This is a genomic window from Modestobacter muralis, assembly GCF_010682105.1.
GTDB classification, from domain to species: domain Bacteria; phylum Actinomycetota; class Actinomycetes; order Mycobacteriales; family Geodermatophilaceae; genus Modestobacter; species Modestobacter muralis.
Window position 1 is genome coordinate 46517 of sequence record NZ_JAAGWH010000040.1, and the last position, 15902, is coordinate 62418.

10 protein-coding genes are annotated in these 15902 nt (G+C 74.6%); all 10 read left to right on the forward strand.

The features are described from left to right. The first annotated feature begins 39 nt into the window (after nucleotides 1-39). The 10 genes from GCU67_RS14320 (at nucleotide 40) to GCU67_RS14365 (ending at nucleotide 15900) form a co-directional block, all read left to right on the forward strand. On the forward strand, nucleotides 40-981 hold the full coding sequence (locus GCU67_RS14320) for an ABC transporter permease (protein ID WP_163611893.1): 942 nt from the start codon (nucleotides 40-42) through the stop codon (nucleotides 979-981). Beyond that, nucleotides 978-2996: a dipeptide/oligopeptide/nickel ABC transporter permease/ATP-binding protein gene (locus tag GCU67_RS14325; protein WP_163611894.1), complete on the forward strand. Its 2019-nt coding sequence runs from the start codon at nucleotides 978-980 to the stop codon at nucleotides 2994-2996. The genes GCU67_RS14320 and GCU67_RS14325 overlap by 4 nt, the downstream gene beginning before the upstream one ends. After that, on the forward strand, nucleotides 2993-4012 hold the full coding sequence (locus tag GCU67_RS14330; protein ID WP_163611895.1) for an oligopeptide/dipeptide ABC transporter ATP-binding protein: 1020 nt from the start codon (nucleotides 2993-2995) through the stop codon (nucleotides 4010-4012). The genes GCU67_RS14325 and GCU67_RS14330 overlap by 4 nt, the downstream gene beginning before the upstream one ends. A 101-nt stretch (nucleotides 4013-4113) precedes the next feature. Further along, nucleotides 4114-6768 carry a family 78 glycoside hydrolase catalytic domain gene (locus GCU67_RS14335; RefSeq protein WP_163611896.1) on the forward strand — a complete coding sequence of 885 codons (2655 nt, stop codon included), beginning with the start codon at nucleotides 4114-4116 and terminating at the stop codon, nucleotides 6766-6768. Further along, nucleotides 6765-7703: an alpha/beta hydrolase gene (locus GCU67_RS14340; protein ID WP_163611897.1), complete on the forward strand. Its 939-nt coding sequence runs from the start codon at nucleotides 6765-6767 to the stop codon at nucleotides 7701-7703. Before GCU67_RS14335 ends, GCU67_RS14340 begins: the two co-directional genes overlap by 4 nt. After that, nucleotides 7700-10339 (forward strand): glycoside hydrolase family 78 protein, encoded by a 2640-nt coding sequence (locus GCU67_RS14345; RefSeq protein WP_163611898.1) that lies wholly within the window; start codon nucleotides 7700-7702, stop codon nucleotides 10337-10339. The genes GCU67_RS14340 and GCU67_RS14345 overlap by 4 nt, the downstream gene beginning before the upstream one ends. Continuing rightward, on the forward strand, nucleotides 10336-11874 hold the full coding sequence (locus tag GCU67_RS22855) for a family 43 glycosylhydrolase (RefSeq protein ID WP_163611899.1): 1539 nt from the start codon (nucleotides 10336-10338) through the stop codon (nucleotides 11872-11874). Before GCU67_RS14345 ends, GCU67_RS22855 begins: the two co-directional genes overlap by 4 nt. A 14-nt stretch (nucleotides 11875-11888) precedes the next feature. Next, a complete protein-coding gene (locus tag GCU67_RS14355; protein WP_163611900.1) occupies nucleotides 11889-12740 on the forward strand; it encodes a nucleoside hydrolase in 852 nt (283 codons plus the stop codon). Between the two features lie 158 nt (nucleotides 12741-12898). Then, a complete protein-coding gene (locus tag GCU67_RS14360; protein WP_338105022.1) occupies nucleotides 12899-15127 on the forward strand; it encodes a glycoside hydrolase family 3 C-terminal domain-containing protein in 2229 nt (742 codons plus the stop codon). Then, nucleotides 15124-15900, forward strand: a complete 777-nt coding sequence (locus tag GCU67_RS14365) for a GDSL-type esterase/lipase family protein (RefSeq protein ID WP_163611902.1) — start codon at nucleotides 15124-15126, stop codon at nucleotides 15898-15900. Before GCU67_RS14360 ends, GCU67_RS14365 begins: the two co-directional genes overlap by 4 nt. Nucleotides 15901-15902: the final 2 nt, after the last annotated feature.

Consider the following 15902-nt stretch of genomic DNA (forward strand, 5'->3'; position numbering starts at 1 on the left):
CACCGGCTCCCGGCCCGCTCTCCTGGAGGAGGAACGGACATGCTCGGCTACCTCACCCGCCGGCTCGCACTGGCGGTGGTCACGGTGCTGGTCGCCGTGCTGATCAGCTTCCTGCTCGTGCACGCCACCGACGGCAGCCCCGGCGCGATCGTCCTGGGCCCGGGGGCCACGCCCGCGGAGATCGCGGCCAAGAACGCCGAACTGGGCTGGGACCGCCCGCTGGTCACCCAGTTCCTCGACTACCTGGGCCACCTGCTCCGCGGTGACCTGGGCACCTCGATCATCGACAGCCGGGACATCGGCGCGGACCTGGCCGCCCGCCTCCCGGTCACCGGCTTCATCGCGCTGTTCGCGACCGTCCTGTCCGGCCTGGTGGGGGTGTTCCTCGGCGTCACCGCCGCGGTCCGCGGTGGCCGGTTCGGCACCTTCATCACCTCCAGCAGTGGCGTCGCGCTGTCCCTGCCGGTCTTCTGGGTCGGCATCCTCATCGTCTACGTGCTGTCGATCCAGCTCGGCTGGCTGCCGGCCACCGGCTACGTGGACTTCGCCGACTCACCGATCGACTGGGCCAAGGGGCTGCTCCTGCCGGTGCTGGCGCTCACGGTCGGCGGCGCGGCGATCGTCGCCCGCACCGCCAACGCCGGGATGCGCGACGCGTTGCAGGCCGAGCACATCCGCACGCTGCGGGCAGTCGGGACGCCGGCCTGGCGGATTCGCTACGTGCACGCCCTCCGCTCGACCAGCGTGCCGGTGATCTCGGTGCTCGGCATCCAGTTCATCGCGCTGTTCGGCGGCTCGGTGATCATCGAGAACCTCTTCGCGCTGCCGGGCCTCGGGCAGGCCAGCCAGGCCGCGGTCTCCTCGCACGACTTCCCGGCGCTGATCGGGGTGGTCATCGTCGCGACCGTGGTCGTCGTCCTCACCAACCTGCTGCTCGACCTCGTGGTCGCAGCGCTGGACCCGAAGGTGCGTACCGCATGAGCGTCCTCCCGCTCGACGCCGCCGACGACGCCTCGACCCAGGTCGCGCCGCCGTCCTCCCGCCGACGCCTCCTCCCGGCTGCGCTGCGCCGGCCCGGGCCGCTGCTCGCAGTCGGCTGGCTGCTGCTGGTCGTCCTGCTGTCGTTCACCGCTCCGCTGTGGCGGCCTTACGAGGTCAACGACCAGGACCTGGCCAACCGCCTGTCGCTCCCCTCGGGTGCGCACTGGCTGGGCACCGACCCGCTGGGCCGGGACCTGCTGAGCCGGATCTTCACCGCCGGCGCGGAGCCGCTGCTGGCCGCTGCGGTCACCGTCGCGGTGGCCTTCGGCATCGGCATCCCGCTGGCGCTGATCGCCGCCGAGCGCGGCCGCCGGGTGGAGCAGGTGATCAGCCGCTGCACCGAGATGCTGATGGCGCTGCCGAGCACGATCATCCTGCTGGCCGTCATCGGTGTCATCGGGGTGCGGACCTACGTCGTGATGGCCGTCCTCGGTGTGCTCATCTCCGCCGCGGTCTACCGGATCATGCTGGGCGTCGCCCAGTCGGTGCGCCAGCGGCTGTACGTCGACGCCGCGAGGGTCAACGGCCTGGGCTCGCTGCGGGTGAACACCGTGCACGTCCTGCCGGCCATGGCCACGGTCATCGCCGTCCAGGCCGCGCAGCTGTTCGGCATCGCGATCCTGATCAACGCCGGCCTGGCGTTCCTGGGCTTCGGCCCGGCCGAGCCGGTCCCCAGCTGGGGGATCATGATCCAGGACGCCTCGGGTCACGTGTACGACGCGCCCTGGCTGATGGTGCCCACCGGCGTCGTCCTCGCCCTCACCGTCGTGGCGGCCAACGTCCTCGCCGACGCCCTCGCCGGCAAGGTGGCCCACGTCACCGCGCCCGCCCGCAGCAGGAGGCCGGCTCCGGTCCGGGTGGCCGACGCCGCGCCGGCCGATCCGGCCGCGGTGCTGGAGGTCCGCCACCTCACCGTGTCCGTCGACGACGGCCCGCAGCTGGTCAGCGACGTCTCCTTCACCGTGGCGCCGGGCCGGGTGCTCGGACTGGTCGGTGAGTCCGGCTGCGGCAAGACCATGACCGCCCGCTCCTTGCTCGGCCTGCTGCCCGACGGGGTGTCGGTGAGCGGCGGGCAGGTCCTCTGGCAGGGCCGCGACCTCGCCGGGCTGACGGAGAAGCAGGCCAACGGCGTCCGCGGCCGGGAGATCGCGATGATCTCCCAGGAGCCGATGGTCGCCCTGGACCCGATGTTCTCCATCGCCTACCAGCTGATCGGTCCCATCCGGCGCTTCCGCGGGGTCGGCCGGTTTGAGGCCCGGCAGATAGCGGCGCAGCTGCTCCGTCAGGTCGGCATCGTCGACGCCGACCGGGTGCTCAAGAGCCACCCCCACCAGCTGTCCGGCGGCATGGCGCAGCGGGTCTGCATCGCGCTGGCGCTCACCGGCGAGCCGCAGCTGCTGATCGCCGACGAGCCGACGACCGCCCTCGACGTCACGGTGCAGGCGGAGATTCTCAGCCTGCTGCGCGCGCTGGTCCGCGACACCGGGCTGTCGGTGGTCGTCGTCAGCCACGACCTGGGCGTGGTGGCCGACATCTGCGACGACGTCGTGGTCATGTACGCCGGTCAGGTCGTGGAGTCCGGGCGCACCGCGCCGGTGCTCGACGACGCCGCGCACCCGTACACGATGGCCCTCCTCGGAGCCAACCCGCACGTGCCCGACGGTGCGCCGATGCCCACCCGGCTGGCCTCGATCGCGGGCACCGTCCCCGCGCCGGGGTCCTGGCCCACCGGCTGCCGTTTCGCCGGCCGGTGCCAGTTCACCCAGGCCGAGTGCACCGTGCCCTTCCCGGCACTGCCCGCGCACGGCGACGGCACCGTGCTCTGCACCCGCGTCCACGAGGTCCACGACGCGGGCGTCAGCTGGCACGCCGAACGGGCCGGCGCCGAGCTCCCGCCCGCCGCCGGTGCGCGCCACGCCGCTGAGCCCACCCCGACCGCAGGAGCGTCCCGATGACCGTCGCCGCACCGCACCCCGCCGCGTCCGGCGTGGTCACCGTGCCCGCCCTGGAGGTCCGCGACCTCGTCGTCCGCTACGGGTCCGGGCGCAAGGCCCGCAACGCACCGCCCGCCGTGGACGGCGTCAGCTTCGACATCGCCCCGGGCGAGACGCTGGGCCTGGTGGGGGAGTCCGGTTCGGGCAAGTCGACGATCGGCAAGGCCCTGCTCGGTCTGCAGAAGCCGTCGGCGGGCACGGTGCGGGTGCACGGGCAGGACATCACCGGCATGTCGCTCAAGCAGCGCAGCCGGCAGGTGGCGGACCTGCGGGTGGTGTTCCAGGACCCGTACTCCTCGCTCAACCCCTCGCGCACGATCGGCCAGACGCTGGTCGAGCCGCTGCGGCTGATGGGCATCGGCGCCGCGGAGGCGCTGCGGAGGGCCCGGGCCGGCGTGGAGTCGGTGGGTCTGCCCGGGGACGCCGTGGACCGGTACCCCGGCCAGTTCTCCGGCGGTCAGCGGCAGCGGATCGCGATCGCCCGGGCGCTGGTCTGCGAGCCGAAGGTGGTCGTGCTGGACGAGCCGGTCTCGGCGCTGGACCTCTCCACCCAGGCGCAGGTGCTCAACCTGCTGGCCGACCTGCGCGACCAGCGCGGCCTGTCGTTCCTGTTCATCGCCCACGACCTCGGGGTCGTGCGGTTCCTGTCCCAGCGGGCCGTGGTGCTCTACCGCGGCCAGGTCATGGAGACCGGGCCGGTCGAGGCGGTGACCCAGGCGCCGCGGCACCCGTACACGGTGGCGCTGACCTCGGCCGCGCCGGTGCCGCGTCCGGCCGAGCAGGCCGCCCGCCGCGCCGCGCGGGAGGCGCTGGGCATGGGCACGGCCGGGTCCGCGCAGGCCTCGGCGACCGGCTGCCCGTTCGTGCCCCGCTGCCCGCTGTCCACGGACGTCTGCGCCGAGCAGCGGCCGCCGCTGCGGCTGGTCGGCGACACCCCCACCGCCTGCCACCACGCGGAGCGTGTCCCCGCGCTCTGACGAAGTCGAAGGACCCCGGTGCCCCCCGCCACTCGCAGGCTCGTGGCGGGCCCCTGCACCGGGGCTGCGGAACCGCCCTCTCGCCCGGCCACAGGAGACCCATGCCCGCGAACGCCCCGTCCCATCTGCGGGTCGAGCACCTCGACGAGCCGCTCGGCATCCGGGTCACCGCGCCGCGGCTGTCCTGGCGGCTGCCCACCGGTGCGGCGGACCAGCAGGCGTACCGGATCACCGCCGACACCGGCTGGGACACCGGCTGGGTGGAGTCGGGGCAGACCCTGCTGGTGCCCTACGCCGGCCCGCCGCTGACCTCCGCCCAGCGGGTCCAGTGGCGCGTGCAGGTGCGCACCGACCTGGGGGAGAGCGAGCCGTCGGAGCTCGGGCTGTTCGAGACCGGCCTGCTGTGGGCCGAGGACTGGCAGGCGGTCTGGATCGAGCCGGGGGAGATGCCCGCGGGCGTGCCCGGTGCGCGACCGGCGGCCCTGCTGCGGTACGAGTTCGACGTCGACCGGCCGGTCGTCTCCGCCCGCCTGCACGCCACCGCCCAGGGCCTCTACGAGGCGTTCGTGAACGGGCAGCGGGCCGGCGACGCGGAGCTGACCCCGGGCTGGACCCAGTACGACGTGCGGCTCCAGGTGCAGACGATCGACGTCACCGGCGCGGTACAGGTGGGCCGCAACGCGCTGGCCGTCGTGCTGTCCGACGGCTGGTTCCGCGGTCAGATCGGCATCGTCCGCGCGGCCGACCAGTGGGGCGACCGGCTGGCGTTCCTCGGCCAGCTGCACCTGACCCATGACGACGGCAGCGTCACCGTCGTCGGCACCGGTCCCGGCTGGGCGAGCTCGACCGGCCACGTGCTGGCCGCGGACCTGATCGCCGGCGAGCAGGTCGACCTGCGGCGGCTGCCGCGCGGCTGGGACACCGCCGGCTTCGCCGACGGGTGGGCTCCGGTCACGGTGGTGCACCACGGGTACGCGGGCCTGGTCGACTCGCCCGCCCCGCCGGTGCGCCGGGTGGAGGAGCTCCGCCCCGTCTCGGTCACCCGGCTGTCCACCGGAGCGCAGCTCGTCGACCTCGGGCAGGGCGTCAACGGCTGGGTGCGGGTCACCGACCTCGGGCCGGCCGGCACCACGCTGACCCTCACCCACGGCGAGTGGCTGGGCCCCGACGGCGACCTCACCACCGACCACCTCCGCCCTGCGGTGCCGTTCCTCCCCGAGCCGCTGCCGGCCGGCCAGGTCGACCGGGTGGTGTCCGCCGGCGTGCCTGGCGACGTCTTCGAGCCCCGGCACACCACCCACGGCTTCCGGTACGTGCGGATCGAGGGCCACCCCGGCGAGCTCACCGCCGACGACGTCCGCGGCGTGGTCGTGCACACCGACCTGCGGCGCACCGGCTGGTTCTCCAGCAGCGACGAGCGCATCGACCGGCTGCACGAGGCCGCGGTGTGGAGCTTCCGGGACAACGCCTGCGACGTGCCCACCGACTGCCCGCACCGGGAGCGGGCCGGCTGGACCGGTGACTGGCAGCTGTTCGTGCCCACCGCGGCGTTCCTCTACGACGTCGCCGGGTTCTCCACCAAGTGGCTGTGGGACGTGGCCGCCGACCAGTGGCCCGACGGGACGATCGCCAACATCAGCCCGAGTGCCCGCTCGGAGGGCAGGGAGGGGCCGGTCGCCTTCCTCAACGGCTCGGCCGGCTGGGGTGACGCCGTGGTGATCGTGCCGTGGGAGCTGTACCGGTCCTACGGCGACACCGCCGTGCTGGCCGAGCTGTGGCCGGCGATGACCCGATGGCTGGACCGGGTCGAGCGGATGGCCCGGGACCAGCGGCACCCGGCCCGGGCCGCTGCCCGCCCGGAGCCGGCGCCGCACGAGCGGTTCCTCTGGGACACCGGCTTCCACTGGGGCGAGTGGCTGGTGCCGGGGGAGGACGTCGGGGACTTCGGTGCCTTCGTCGCCGCTGACGAGGGGGAGGTGGCCACGGCGTACTACGCGCACAGCGCCGGGCTGATGGCCCGCATCGCCGAGGTGCTCGGCCGGCCGGCGGACGCCGACCGCTACGCCGGGCTCGCCGCCGAGGTGCGGGCCGCCTGGCAGGCGGAGTACCTGGACGACGACGGCCGGCTGGTGCCCGACACCCAGGCCGACCACGTGCGGGCACTCGCCTTCGACCTGGTGCCCGCGGACCTCCGACCGGCGGTCGCGGAGCGGCTGGTCGAGCTGGTGCGCAAGGCCGACACCCACCTGGGCACCGGCTTCCTGGCGACGCCGTACCTGCTGCCGGTGCTCGCCGACGCCGGTCACCTCGACGTCGCCTACGAGCTGCTGCTGTCGGACACCGAGCCCTCCTGGCTGACGATGATCGACCGCGGCGCGACCACCGTCTGGGAACGCTGGGACGGCGTGGACGCCGACGGGGTGCCGCACGAGTCGCTCAACCACTACAGCAAGGGCGCGGTCGTCTCCTTCCTGCACCGGTACACCGCCGGCATCGAGCTGGTCGAACCGGCCTACCGCCGCTTCCGGGTGCACCCACGCCCCGGCGGTGGCCTGACCAGCGCCGAGGCCGCCCACGAGTCGCCGTACGGCCGGATCGAGTCCACCTGGCGGGTCGTCGACGGCCGGCTGCGGCTGCGCGTCGTCGTGCCGGCCGGCACCGAGGCGGCCGTCGTCCTGCCCGACGGCACCACCCACTCCGCCGGACCCGGCGAGCACTCCTACACCAGCACCCTCCCCGAGGAGAACGCCCGATGAGCGCCGAAGCCCCCGAGTGGGCCGGCCCGGCCCGCTTCCTGCCGCCGCACGAGCCGATCGTCCGGGCCGACGGGTCCCGGCACTTCGCCGGCCTGACCTACGCCGTGGCCTTCGGCTACCGGCCGCTGCAGCTGGACGTGTGGGTGCCGGCCGGTGCGGGCCCGGCGCCGCTGGTGGTCTGGGTGCACGGCGGGGCCTTCATGATGGGCGACCGGCGCATCCTGCCGGAGACCCTGCGGCCCGGCCAGGTGTTCGAGGCGCTGCTGGCCGCCGGGCTCGCGGTCGCGACGATCGACTACCGGCACGCGCTGGAGGCCCCCTTCCCGGCCCAGCTGCACGACGCGAAGGCTGCCGTCCGCTACCTGCGGGCGCACGCCGGTGAGCTGGGCCTGGCCACCGAGCGGATCGGGATCTGGGGTGAGTCCGCCGGCGGGCACATCGCTGCCCTGGTCGGGCTGACCGCCCACCGGCCGGACCTGGAGGGCACCCACGGGGTGGTGGGCCCGTCGAGCGCAGTGGACGTCGTCGTCGACTGGTACGGCCTGGCAGACCTGGAGACCATGCCGCGCCAGGCGCCGCCTCCGCACATCGCCGCGCTGCTGCCCGAGGAGCTGCACACCCCGCCGGAGGAGCACCTGCTGCGCGGCCTCACGGGCCAGGCGCGCGCCGACGCCAGCCCGGTCACCCACGTCACCGCCGACGCCCCGCCGTTCCTGCTGCAGCACGGCACCGCCGACTGGCTGGTCCCACCCACCCAGAGCGAGCAGCTCGCTGCTGCGATGGCCGCGGCCGGTGCGGCGGCCGAGCTCGTCCCGGTCGAGGGCGCCGGGCACATCTGGCTGGGACACGACGACGTCGACGGGATCGTCGACCGCTCGGTCAGGTACCTCGCCGACCACCTGCTCGCCGACAAGACCGGAGCACACCGCGCATGAGCGACCTGACCGTCCTGCCCGTCACCGTGGAGCACCACCGCGAGCCGCTGGGCATCGACGACACCCGGCCCCGACTGTCCTGGGTCTCGCGGACCGAGCTGCCTGACTGGCGACAGGTGGCCTACGAGCTGGAGATCGCGCCGGCGGACGGCGCAGCGTGGTCCTCGGGTCGCGTCGACTCGGCCGAGTCCGTCCTGGTCGCCTGGGAGGCCCCGGCGCTCGTCAGCCGGGACCGGCGGGCGGTGCGGGTCCGGGTCTGGGGCGAGGGTGACACCGGACCGTCGGCCTGGAGCGAGGCGGTCGTCGTCGAGGCCGGGCTGCTGGAGCCGGCCGACTGGACCGCGACCCTCGTCCGGCCGGTCCTGCCGGCCGGCTCCGGGGACGAGGCGGTGGCACTGCTGCGCCGGGAGTTCACCCTCGACCGGCCCGTCGTCCGGGCCCGCCTGTACGCCACCGCGCAGGGCGTCTACGAGGCGGAGTTGAACGGGTCGGTCGTCGGCGACCAGGTGCTGGCACCGGGCTGGACCAGCTACACCCACCGGCTGCGCTACCAGACGTACGACGTCACCGGCCTGCTCACCGAGGGCGTCAACGCGATCGGCGTGCACCTGGCCGACGGGTGGTTCACCGGCTTCCTCGGCTTCACCGGCAAGCGCGGCTGGTACGGCGACCGCACCGGCGCCTTCGTGCAACTGGAGGTGGACCACCCCGACGGCAGCCGCACCGTGGTCACCACCGACGGCTCCTGGCGGTCGGCCCCGAGCCCGCTGACCCGGGCCGGGCTCTACAACGGCGAGACGTTCGACGCCCGGCGGGAGCTGCCGGGGTGGTCGCAGCCGTCGTTCGACGACGCCGACTGGGCGCCGGTCGAGACCGGGTCCCTGGACGTCGCGACCCTCGTCGCCCCGACCGGGCCGCCGGTCCGGCGCACCGAGACCGTGGCCGTGCAGACCATCAGCACCTCGCCGTCGGGCGCCACGCTGGTCGACTTCGGCCAGAACCTGGTCGGCCGGATCCGCTTCTCCCTGCCCGACGCACCGGCCGGGACCGAGATCACCGTCCGGCACGCCGAGGTGCTCGAGCACGGGGAGCTCGGCACCCGTCCGTTGAAGGCGGCCCGGGCGACCGACGTCGTCGTCCTCGACGGCGCCGGCCCCCGGACGTGGGAGCCGCGGTTCACCTTCCACGGTTTCCGCTACGCCGAGGTCAGCGGCTGGCCCGGCGAGCTGCGGCCGGAGGACCTCCAGGCGGTCGTCGTGCACACCGACCTGCACCGCACCGGCACCTTCACGTGCTCAGACCCCGACGTCGAGCGGCTGCACGAGAACGTCGTCTGGGGGATGCGGGGCAACTTCCTCGACCTGCCCACCGACTGCCCGCAGCGCGACGAGCGGCTGGGCTGGACCGGCGACCTGCAGGTCTTCGCCCCGACCGCGTCCTTCCTCTACGACACCACCGGCATGCTCCGGTCCTGGCTGGCCGACCTCGCGGCCGAGCAGCTGACCGACCACGCCGGCATCGTGCCGATGTACGTGCCCTACCTGCCGCTGATGCCGTTCCCGCTGCAGGCCGACGTCGGCTGGGGCGACGCCGCCGTCGTCGTCCCGTGGGTGCTGTACCAGCGGAGCGGCGACGCCGGTCTGCTGGCCGACCAGTGGGCGTCGATGACGGCCTGGATCGACGTCTTCGCCGCGCGGGCGGGGGCGGACCTGGACTTCCCCGAGGGCGGGTTCTCCTTCGGCGACTGGCTGGACACCGCAGCACCCCCGGACAACCCGGCGGCGGCGAGGACCCCGTGGCAGTGCGTCGCCACCGCCTACCTGGCGCGCTCGGCCCGCACCATGGCGCAGGCCGCCCAGGTCCTCGGCCGGGACGGCGCCGGCTTCGCCGACCTGGCCGAACGGGCCGCCGAGCGGTTCCGGGCCGAGTACGTGACGCCGACCGGCCGCGTCACGTTCCCCTCGCAGACGGCGTACGCGCTGGCTCTGGAGTTCGACCTGCTGACACCGGAGCAACGGGGGCACGCCGGCGCGCTGCTGGCCGAGCAGGTGCTCAAGGACGGCTTCCACATCGCGACGGGCTTCCTCGGCACGCCGCTGGTCACCGATGCGCTCACCCACGCCGGTGAGCTGGCCACCGCCTACGAGCTCCTGCTCCAGCGGGAGAACCCGTCGTGGCTCTACCCGGTGACCATGGGCGCGACCACCATCTGGGAGCGCTGGGACTCCATGCTCCCCGACGGCACGATCAACCCCGGCGAGATGACCTCGTTCAACCACTACGCGCTGGGTGCGGTCGCCGACTGGCTGCACCGCACGGTGGCCGGTCTCGCCCCCGCGGCGCCGGGCTACCGCCGGCTGCGCGTCGCTCCGCGGCCGGGCCCGGGGATCACCTCGGCAGCGGCCACGCACGAGACGCCGTACGGCACGGCCGAGGTCTCCTGGACGCTGTCCGACGGCACTGCCCTGGCCCTCGACGTCACCGTGCCGCCGAACACGACCGCGGAGGTGGTGCTGCCCGACGGCAGCGCCCCGACGGAGGTCGGCGCCGGCCGGCACTCCTTCACCGCGACCATCCCCGAGCCGGTCCCGGTCGAGAAGCCGGCGCTCTTCTTCGACCCGGAAGCCCACCAGTGACCGCGACCTCGACGTCCGGGACCCGGGCGCCCGTCGGACCGCCGAGCGCGCCGACGCCCGTCGTCCCCGGCTTCCACCCGGACCCGAGCGTCGTGCGGGTCGGCGACACGTACTGGATGGTGTGCTCGAGCTTCGAGTACGCCCCCGGGGTGCCGCTGTTCCGTTCGACCGACCTGCTGACCTGGGAGCAGGTCGGGCACGTGCTGGCCAGGCCCGACCAGCTCGACGTCTCGACGGCGCCGGGGTCGGGCGGCATCACCGCCCCGACGCTGCGTTTCCGCGACGGCCGGTTCTGGATGATCACCACCAACCTCGCCGACGGCGGCTGGCAGACGCTGGTCACCACCGAGGACCCGCTCGGAAGGTGGTCGGAGCCGGTGCGGATGCCCGAGGTGCGTGGCATCGACCCCGACCTCGCCTGGGACGACGACGGCACGCTGCTGATCACCTACGCCGGTTTCGGCGCGGGCGGTCCGGCCGGGCTCGTGCAGCAGGCGGTCGACCCGGCGACCGGTGCCGCGCTGACCGAGCGGCGGCACGTGTGGCAGGGGACCGGCGGCCGGTTCCCGGAGGGCCCGCACCTCTACCGGATCGGCGGGTGGTGGTACCTGCTGATCGCCGAGGGCGGCACCGAGCGCGGGCACGCGGTCACCATCGCCCGTGGCCGGTCGCCGCAGGGCCCCTTCGAGCCGGGCCCGGCCAACCCGCTGCTCACCCACCGGGGCATCGAGTCGCCGGTGCAGAACACCGGGCACTCCGACCTGGTGCAGCGGCCCGACGGCAGTTGGGCGATCGTCTTCCACGGCGTCCGGATCCGCGGCGCGAGTCCGCAGTTCCACGTGCTCGGCCGGGAGACCTTCGCGGCCGAGGTGACCTGGGTGGAAGGCTGGCCCCGGCTGGGGGAGTGGCTCACCCCCGAACCGGCACCCGTGCTGGTCGACGAGCTCGCCGGACCGGACCTGCCCCCGTCGTGGGTGTCGCCGCGCCGCTTCCCGGCCGAGGTGCTGACCCGCGAGGACGGCGGCTGGCGGATCAGCGCCGTCGACGGTGACCCGGCCTCGGACGACCTGGCCTTCGCCGGGCGCCGGCAGGAGCACCTGTACGCCCGGTTCCGGGCCGTCGTCGACGCCGCCGGGGGGACCGGGGGGCTGTCGGTGCGGATGGACGGCCGGCACCACCTCGACCTGGAGGTGGACGGCGACCGCGTGCGGGCGGTGGCCCAGGTCGGACCGCTGCGCTCGGTGCTGGGCGAGGTCCCCGTCCCGGACGGCGACGTCGTCCTGGAGATCCGTGCCGTGCCGGACGAGGGGCACTTCTCCTCCACGGCGCTGGGACCGGACCAACTGGTGGCCGGTGTCGTCCAGGGCGGCGGCTTCACCGAGCTGGGCCGGTTGGACGGCCGGTACGTCAGCACCGAGGTGGCCGGTGGGATGACCGGCCGCCTGGGCGGCGTCTGGTGTTCGTCCGGGTCACTGGTCGTCCGTTCCTCCAGCTACGCCGGCAGCGACGACCCCGCTGCCGTACCCACCGTCTGACCCCGGGAGCGGACGTGTCCCTGCGCATCACCGAACGGTGCCGCGTCGTCGTCGACAACGACTGGGCCGGTGACCCTGACGGCCTGGTCGCGCTGGCCCACCACCTGCTCAGCACCGCCAACCGGGTGGTCGCGGTGACCGGCTCGCAGCTCAATCCGGTCTTCGGTCCGCCGGCGGGCACGGCGGCGGCGGGGACGCGGCTCGCCCAGCAGCTGGTGGACCTGGTGGACGGTCCGCACCGGCCGGTGGTGGCGACCGGGTGCGACGTCCCGATCGACGGGGGCGACACCGGCTCCGCAGCCGCCGACGCCATCGTGGCGGAGGCGCGGCGGGAGGACCCGCTGCCGCTCTTCCTGGTCTGCGGCGGACCGTTGACCAACGTGGCCCAGGCGCTGCGCCAGGCACCGGACATCGCGGCGCGGCTGACCCTGGTCTGGGTCGGCGGGTCGATCGACCCGGCAGCGCCGGAGTACAACCGGGACACCGACGCGCAGGCCGCGAGTGAGGTCCTCGGTCGTGGTGACCTGGCCGTCTGGCAGTTCCCGCTGGAGACCTATCGGCGCTGCGCGTACTCCGTCGCGGAGCTGGAGCACGACGTGGGCGGCGCCGGCCGGGTGGGGGCGTGGCTGTGGCAGCGGTACCTCGAGCTGCCGGTCCCCGACTTCGTGGCGCAGGGGGAGACCTGGCCGCTCGGCGACAGCCCGCCGGTCCTGGTCACCGCCCTCGACGACGCGTCCAGCACCTGGACGACGTCCCCGGCCGAGCCGGGGCGGCGCGTCTACACCGACGTGGACGTCCGGCTGCTGGTCGCCGACCTGCTCGCCCGGCTCCGGCTGCACGAGCGCCGGGCGGGCACCGGCGACTGAGGGGTGGCGGCTCGCCCGCGAGGGGCGAGCGCTGCCCCGTCGACCGAGGAGTCGTACCTGGACGACGTGCACGCCGCCTCGGCGGCGAAGGCGGGAGACGCAGCCGGCCAATGGCACCCGGCCGGACGGCCGGCCCGACCGATGGGCAGGATCAAGGGGTGACCTCCGCCACTCCGCTCGACCCGACCACGCTGCCGCTCGAGCAGAAGGCGCTGCTGCTGTCCGGGCAGGACTTCTGGTCCACCCCCGCGGTCGAGGCGGCCGGGCTGCCCTCGGTCGTGCTCACCGACGGCCCGCACGGCGTCCGCCGCCAGCAGGGCGACTTCGACCAGATCGGGCTGCTGGAGAGCGTCCCGGCGACCTGCTTCCCGCCCGCGGTCGCGGTGGGGTCCAGCTGGGACCCTGAGGTCGCCGAGCGGATCGGTGCGGCGATCGGGGTCGAGGCGCGGGCCATCGGCGTGCCCGTCGTCCTCGGTCCGGGCGTGAACATCAAGCGGTCCCCGCTGTGCGGGCGCAACTTCGAGTACTACTCGGAGGACCCCCTGCTGGCCGGCGTGCTGGGGGCCGCACACGTCCGCGGTCAGCAGGGCGAGGGCGTCGGCGCCTCGGTGAAGCACTTCGCGGCGAACAACCAGGAGACCCAGCGCATGCAGGTCAGCGCCGACGTCGACGAGCGCACCCTGCGCGAGATCTACCTGCCCGCCTTCGAGCGGGTGGTCACCGAGTCCCAGCCGGCCACGGTGATGTGCGCCTACAACCGGGTCAACGGCGTCTACGCCTCGCAGAACCGCTGGCTGCTCACCGAGGTGCTGCGCGAGGAGTGGGGCTTCCGCGGCGCCGTCGTCTCCGACTGGGGCGCCGTCGACGACCGGGTCGCCGCCCTCGAGGCCGGCCTGGACCTGCAGATGCCCAGCGACCACGGCGCCGGCAACCAGGCGGTGGTCGACGCCGTCCGGGCAGGACGGCTCGCGGAGGACGTCGTCGACCGCAGCGTCGCACGGGTCGCCGCACTGGCCGGGCTGGTGACCGAGCCGACCGACGGGTTCGACGTCGACGCCCACCACGCGCTGGCCCGGGAGCTCGCGGCGGGCTGCGCGGTGCTGCTGAAGAACGACGGCGACACCCTCCCGCTGGGCAGTGGCCGCCGCGTCGCCGTGGTCGGTGAGTTCGCCCGGACGCCGCGCTTCCAGGGCGGCGGCAGCTCGCACGTCAACGCCACCCGGGTCGAGGACGCGCTCACCGCGCTGCGGGCGTCCCTGACGGTGACCTTCGCGCCCGGCTCCACCCTCGACGGCTCCGGGGACGCCGCGGCGCTGCGCGCGGAGGCGGTCGCCGCGGCCCGGGACGCCGAGGTCGCCGTCGTCTTCGCCGGGCTGGCCGAGAGCGACGAGTCCGAGGGCTTCGACCGCAGCACGCTGGACCTGCCCGCCGCCCAGGTGCAGCTGATCCGGGCGGTCGCCGCGGTCGCCCCGCGCACCGTCGTCGTCCTGTCCTCGGGCAGCGTCGTCTCCCTCGAGGGCTGGCACGACGACGTCGACGCCGTGCTCGCCGGCTTCCTGCTCGGCCAGGCCGGTGGCGCGGCGCTGGCCGACCTGCTGACCGGTGCGGTCGACCCCTCCGGGCGGCTGGCCGAGACCATCCCGCTCCGGCTGCAGGACACCCCCTCGTACCTGAACTTCCCCGGCGAGCAGGGGCACGTCCGGTACGGCGAGGGCGTGATGGTCGGCTACCGGCACTTCGAGACGGCCGAGGTGCCGGTGCGGTACCCCTTCGGCCACGGCCTGAGCTACACGACGTTCGCGACGAGCGACCTGCAGGTGCGGACGAACGACGTCGACGCCGCGACCGTGACGCTGACGGTGACCAACACCGGGGAGCGCGCGGGCCGGCACGTCGTCCAGGTCTACGTGGCGACGACGGCCGGGCCGGTGCGCCGCCCGGCCCGGGAGCTGCGCGCCTTCACCAAGGTGTCGCTGGCGGCAGGGGAGTCCACGACCGTGGCCTTCGAGCTGGACCGGCGGGCCTTCGCCTACTGGGACGTCCGCGAGCACGACTGGGTGGTGGCCGCCGGGGAGCACACCGTCCAGATCGGCGACAGCGCCGCCGACGTGGTGGCCGAGGCGACGGTGACGCTGGCCGGCGACGCGGTCGTGCCGGAGCTGACCCTGGGCTCGTCGGTGGCCGAGTGGTTCGGGCACCCGGTGGCCGGACCGCAGCTGCTCGCAGGGTTCCTGGCCACGATGCCCGAGGGTGCCGCCGAGATGCACGAGGGGATGCTGCAGATGATCGGGTCGATGCCGATGCGCCGGTTCGCCGCCGACTTCGGGTCCGCCATCCCGGCCGCTGAGCTGGAGCGGCTGATGACCGCCGCCCAGGCCGCGCGGTGACCCGGTACGTCGCCCTGGGCAGCTCCTTCGCCGCGGGTCCGGGCATCGAGCCGATCCTCGTCCCGGCGTGCAGCAGGTCGGGGCGCAACTACCCGTCGCTGGTCGCCGATCAGCTGGGCCACGACCTGGTCGACGTCAGCTCCGGCGGGGCGACGGTCGCCGACGTCCTGGACCGGACGCAGCAGCTGCTGACCGGCGGCACGGTGCCCCCGCAGCTCCACGCCGTCGGCCCGGACACCGATCTGGTGACCGTCACCGCCGGCGGCAACGACGTCGAGTACCTGCTCACCCTGCTCCGCTGCTCGTACCGGGTCGCCCCCGGCGGCGCCCCGGCCTCGGCCGCGGCGTACTTCGGGACGCCGGTCGACCGCGGCGCCGTCGACACCGCCCTGGCGGAGCTGCCGGCGCGGTTGGTCGGGCTGGTGGACGCCGTGCGGCGGCGCGCACCGCGGGCGCGGGTCGTGCTGGTCGACTACCTGACCGTGGTGCCCGACGGGGCCACCGACGCCTTCCCGATGAGCGAGGAGCACCGGATCCTGTGCGCCGGCATCGGCCGGCGGCTGGAGGTGGCCACGGCGGCGGCCGCCCGAGACAGTGGCGCCGACCTGGTGGCGGTCTCGCAGGTCTCCCGCGGCCACGCCGTCGGCAGTGCGGAGCCGTGGGTGACCGGCTGGGAGTTCGGCGACCTGCTCGCCGGCGGCGTCGCCCCGTACCACCCGAACGCCGCCGGCATGCGCGCCGTCGCCGACCTCGTGGTCGCTTCCCTCACCTGAGC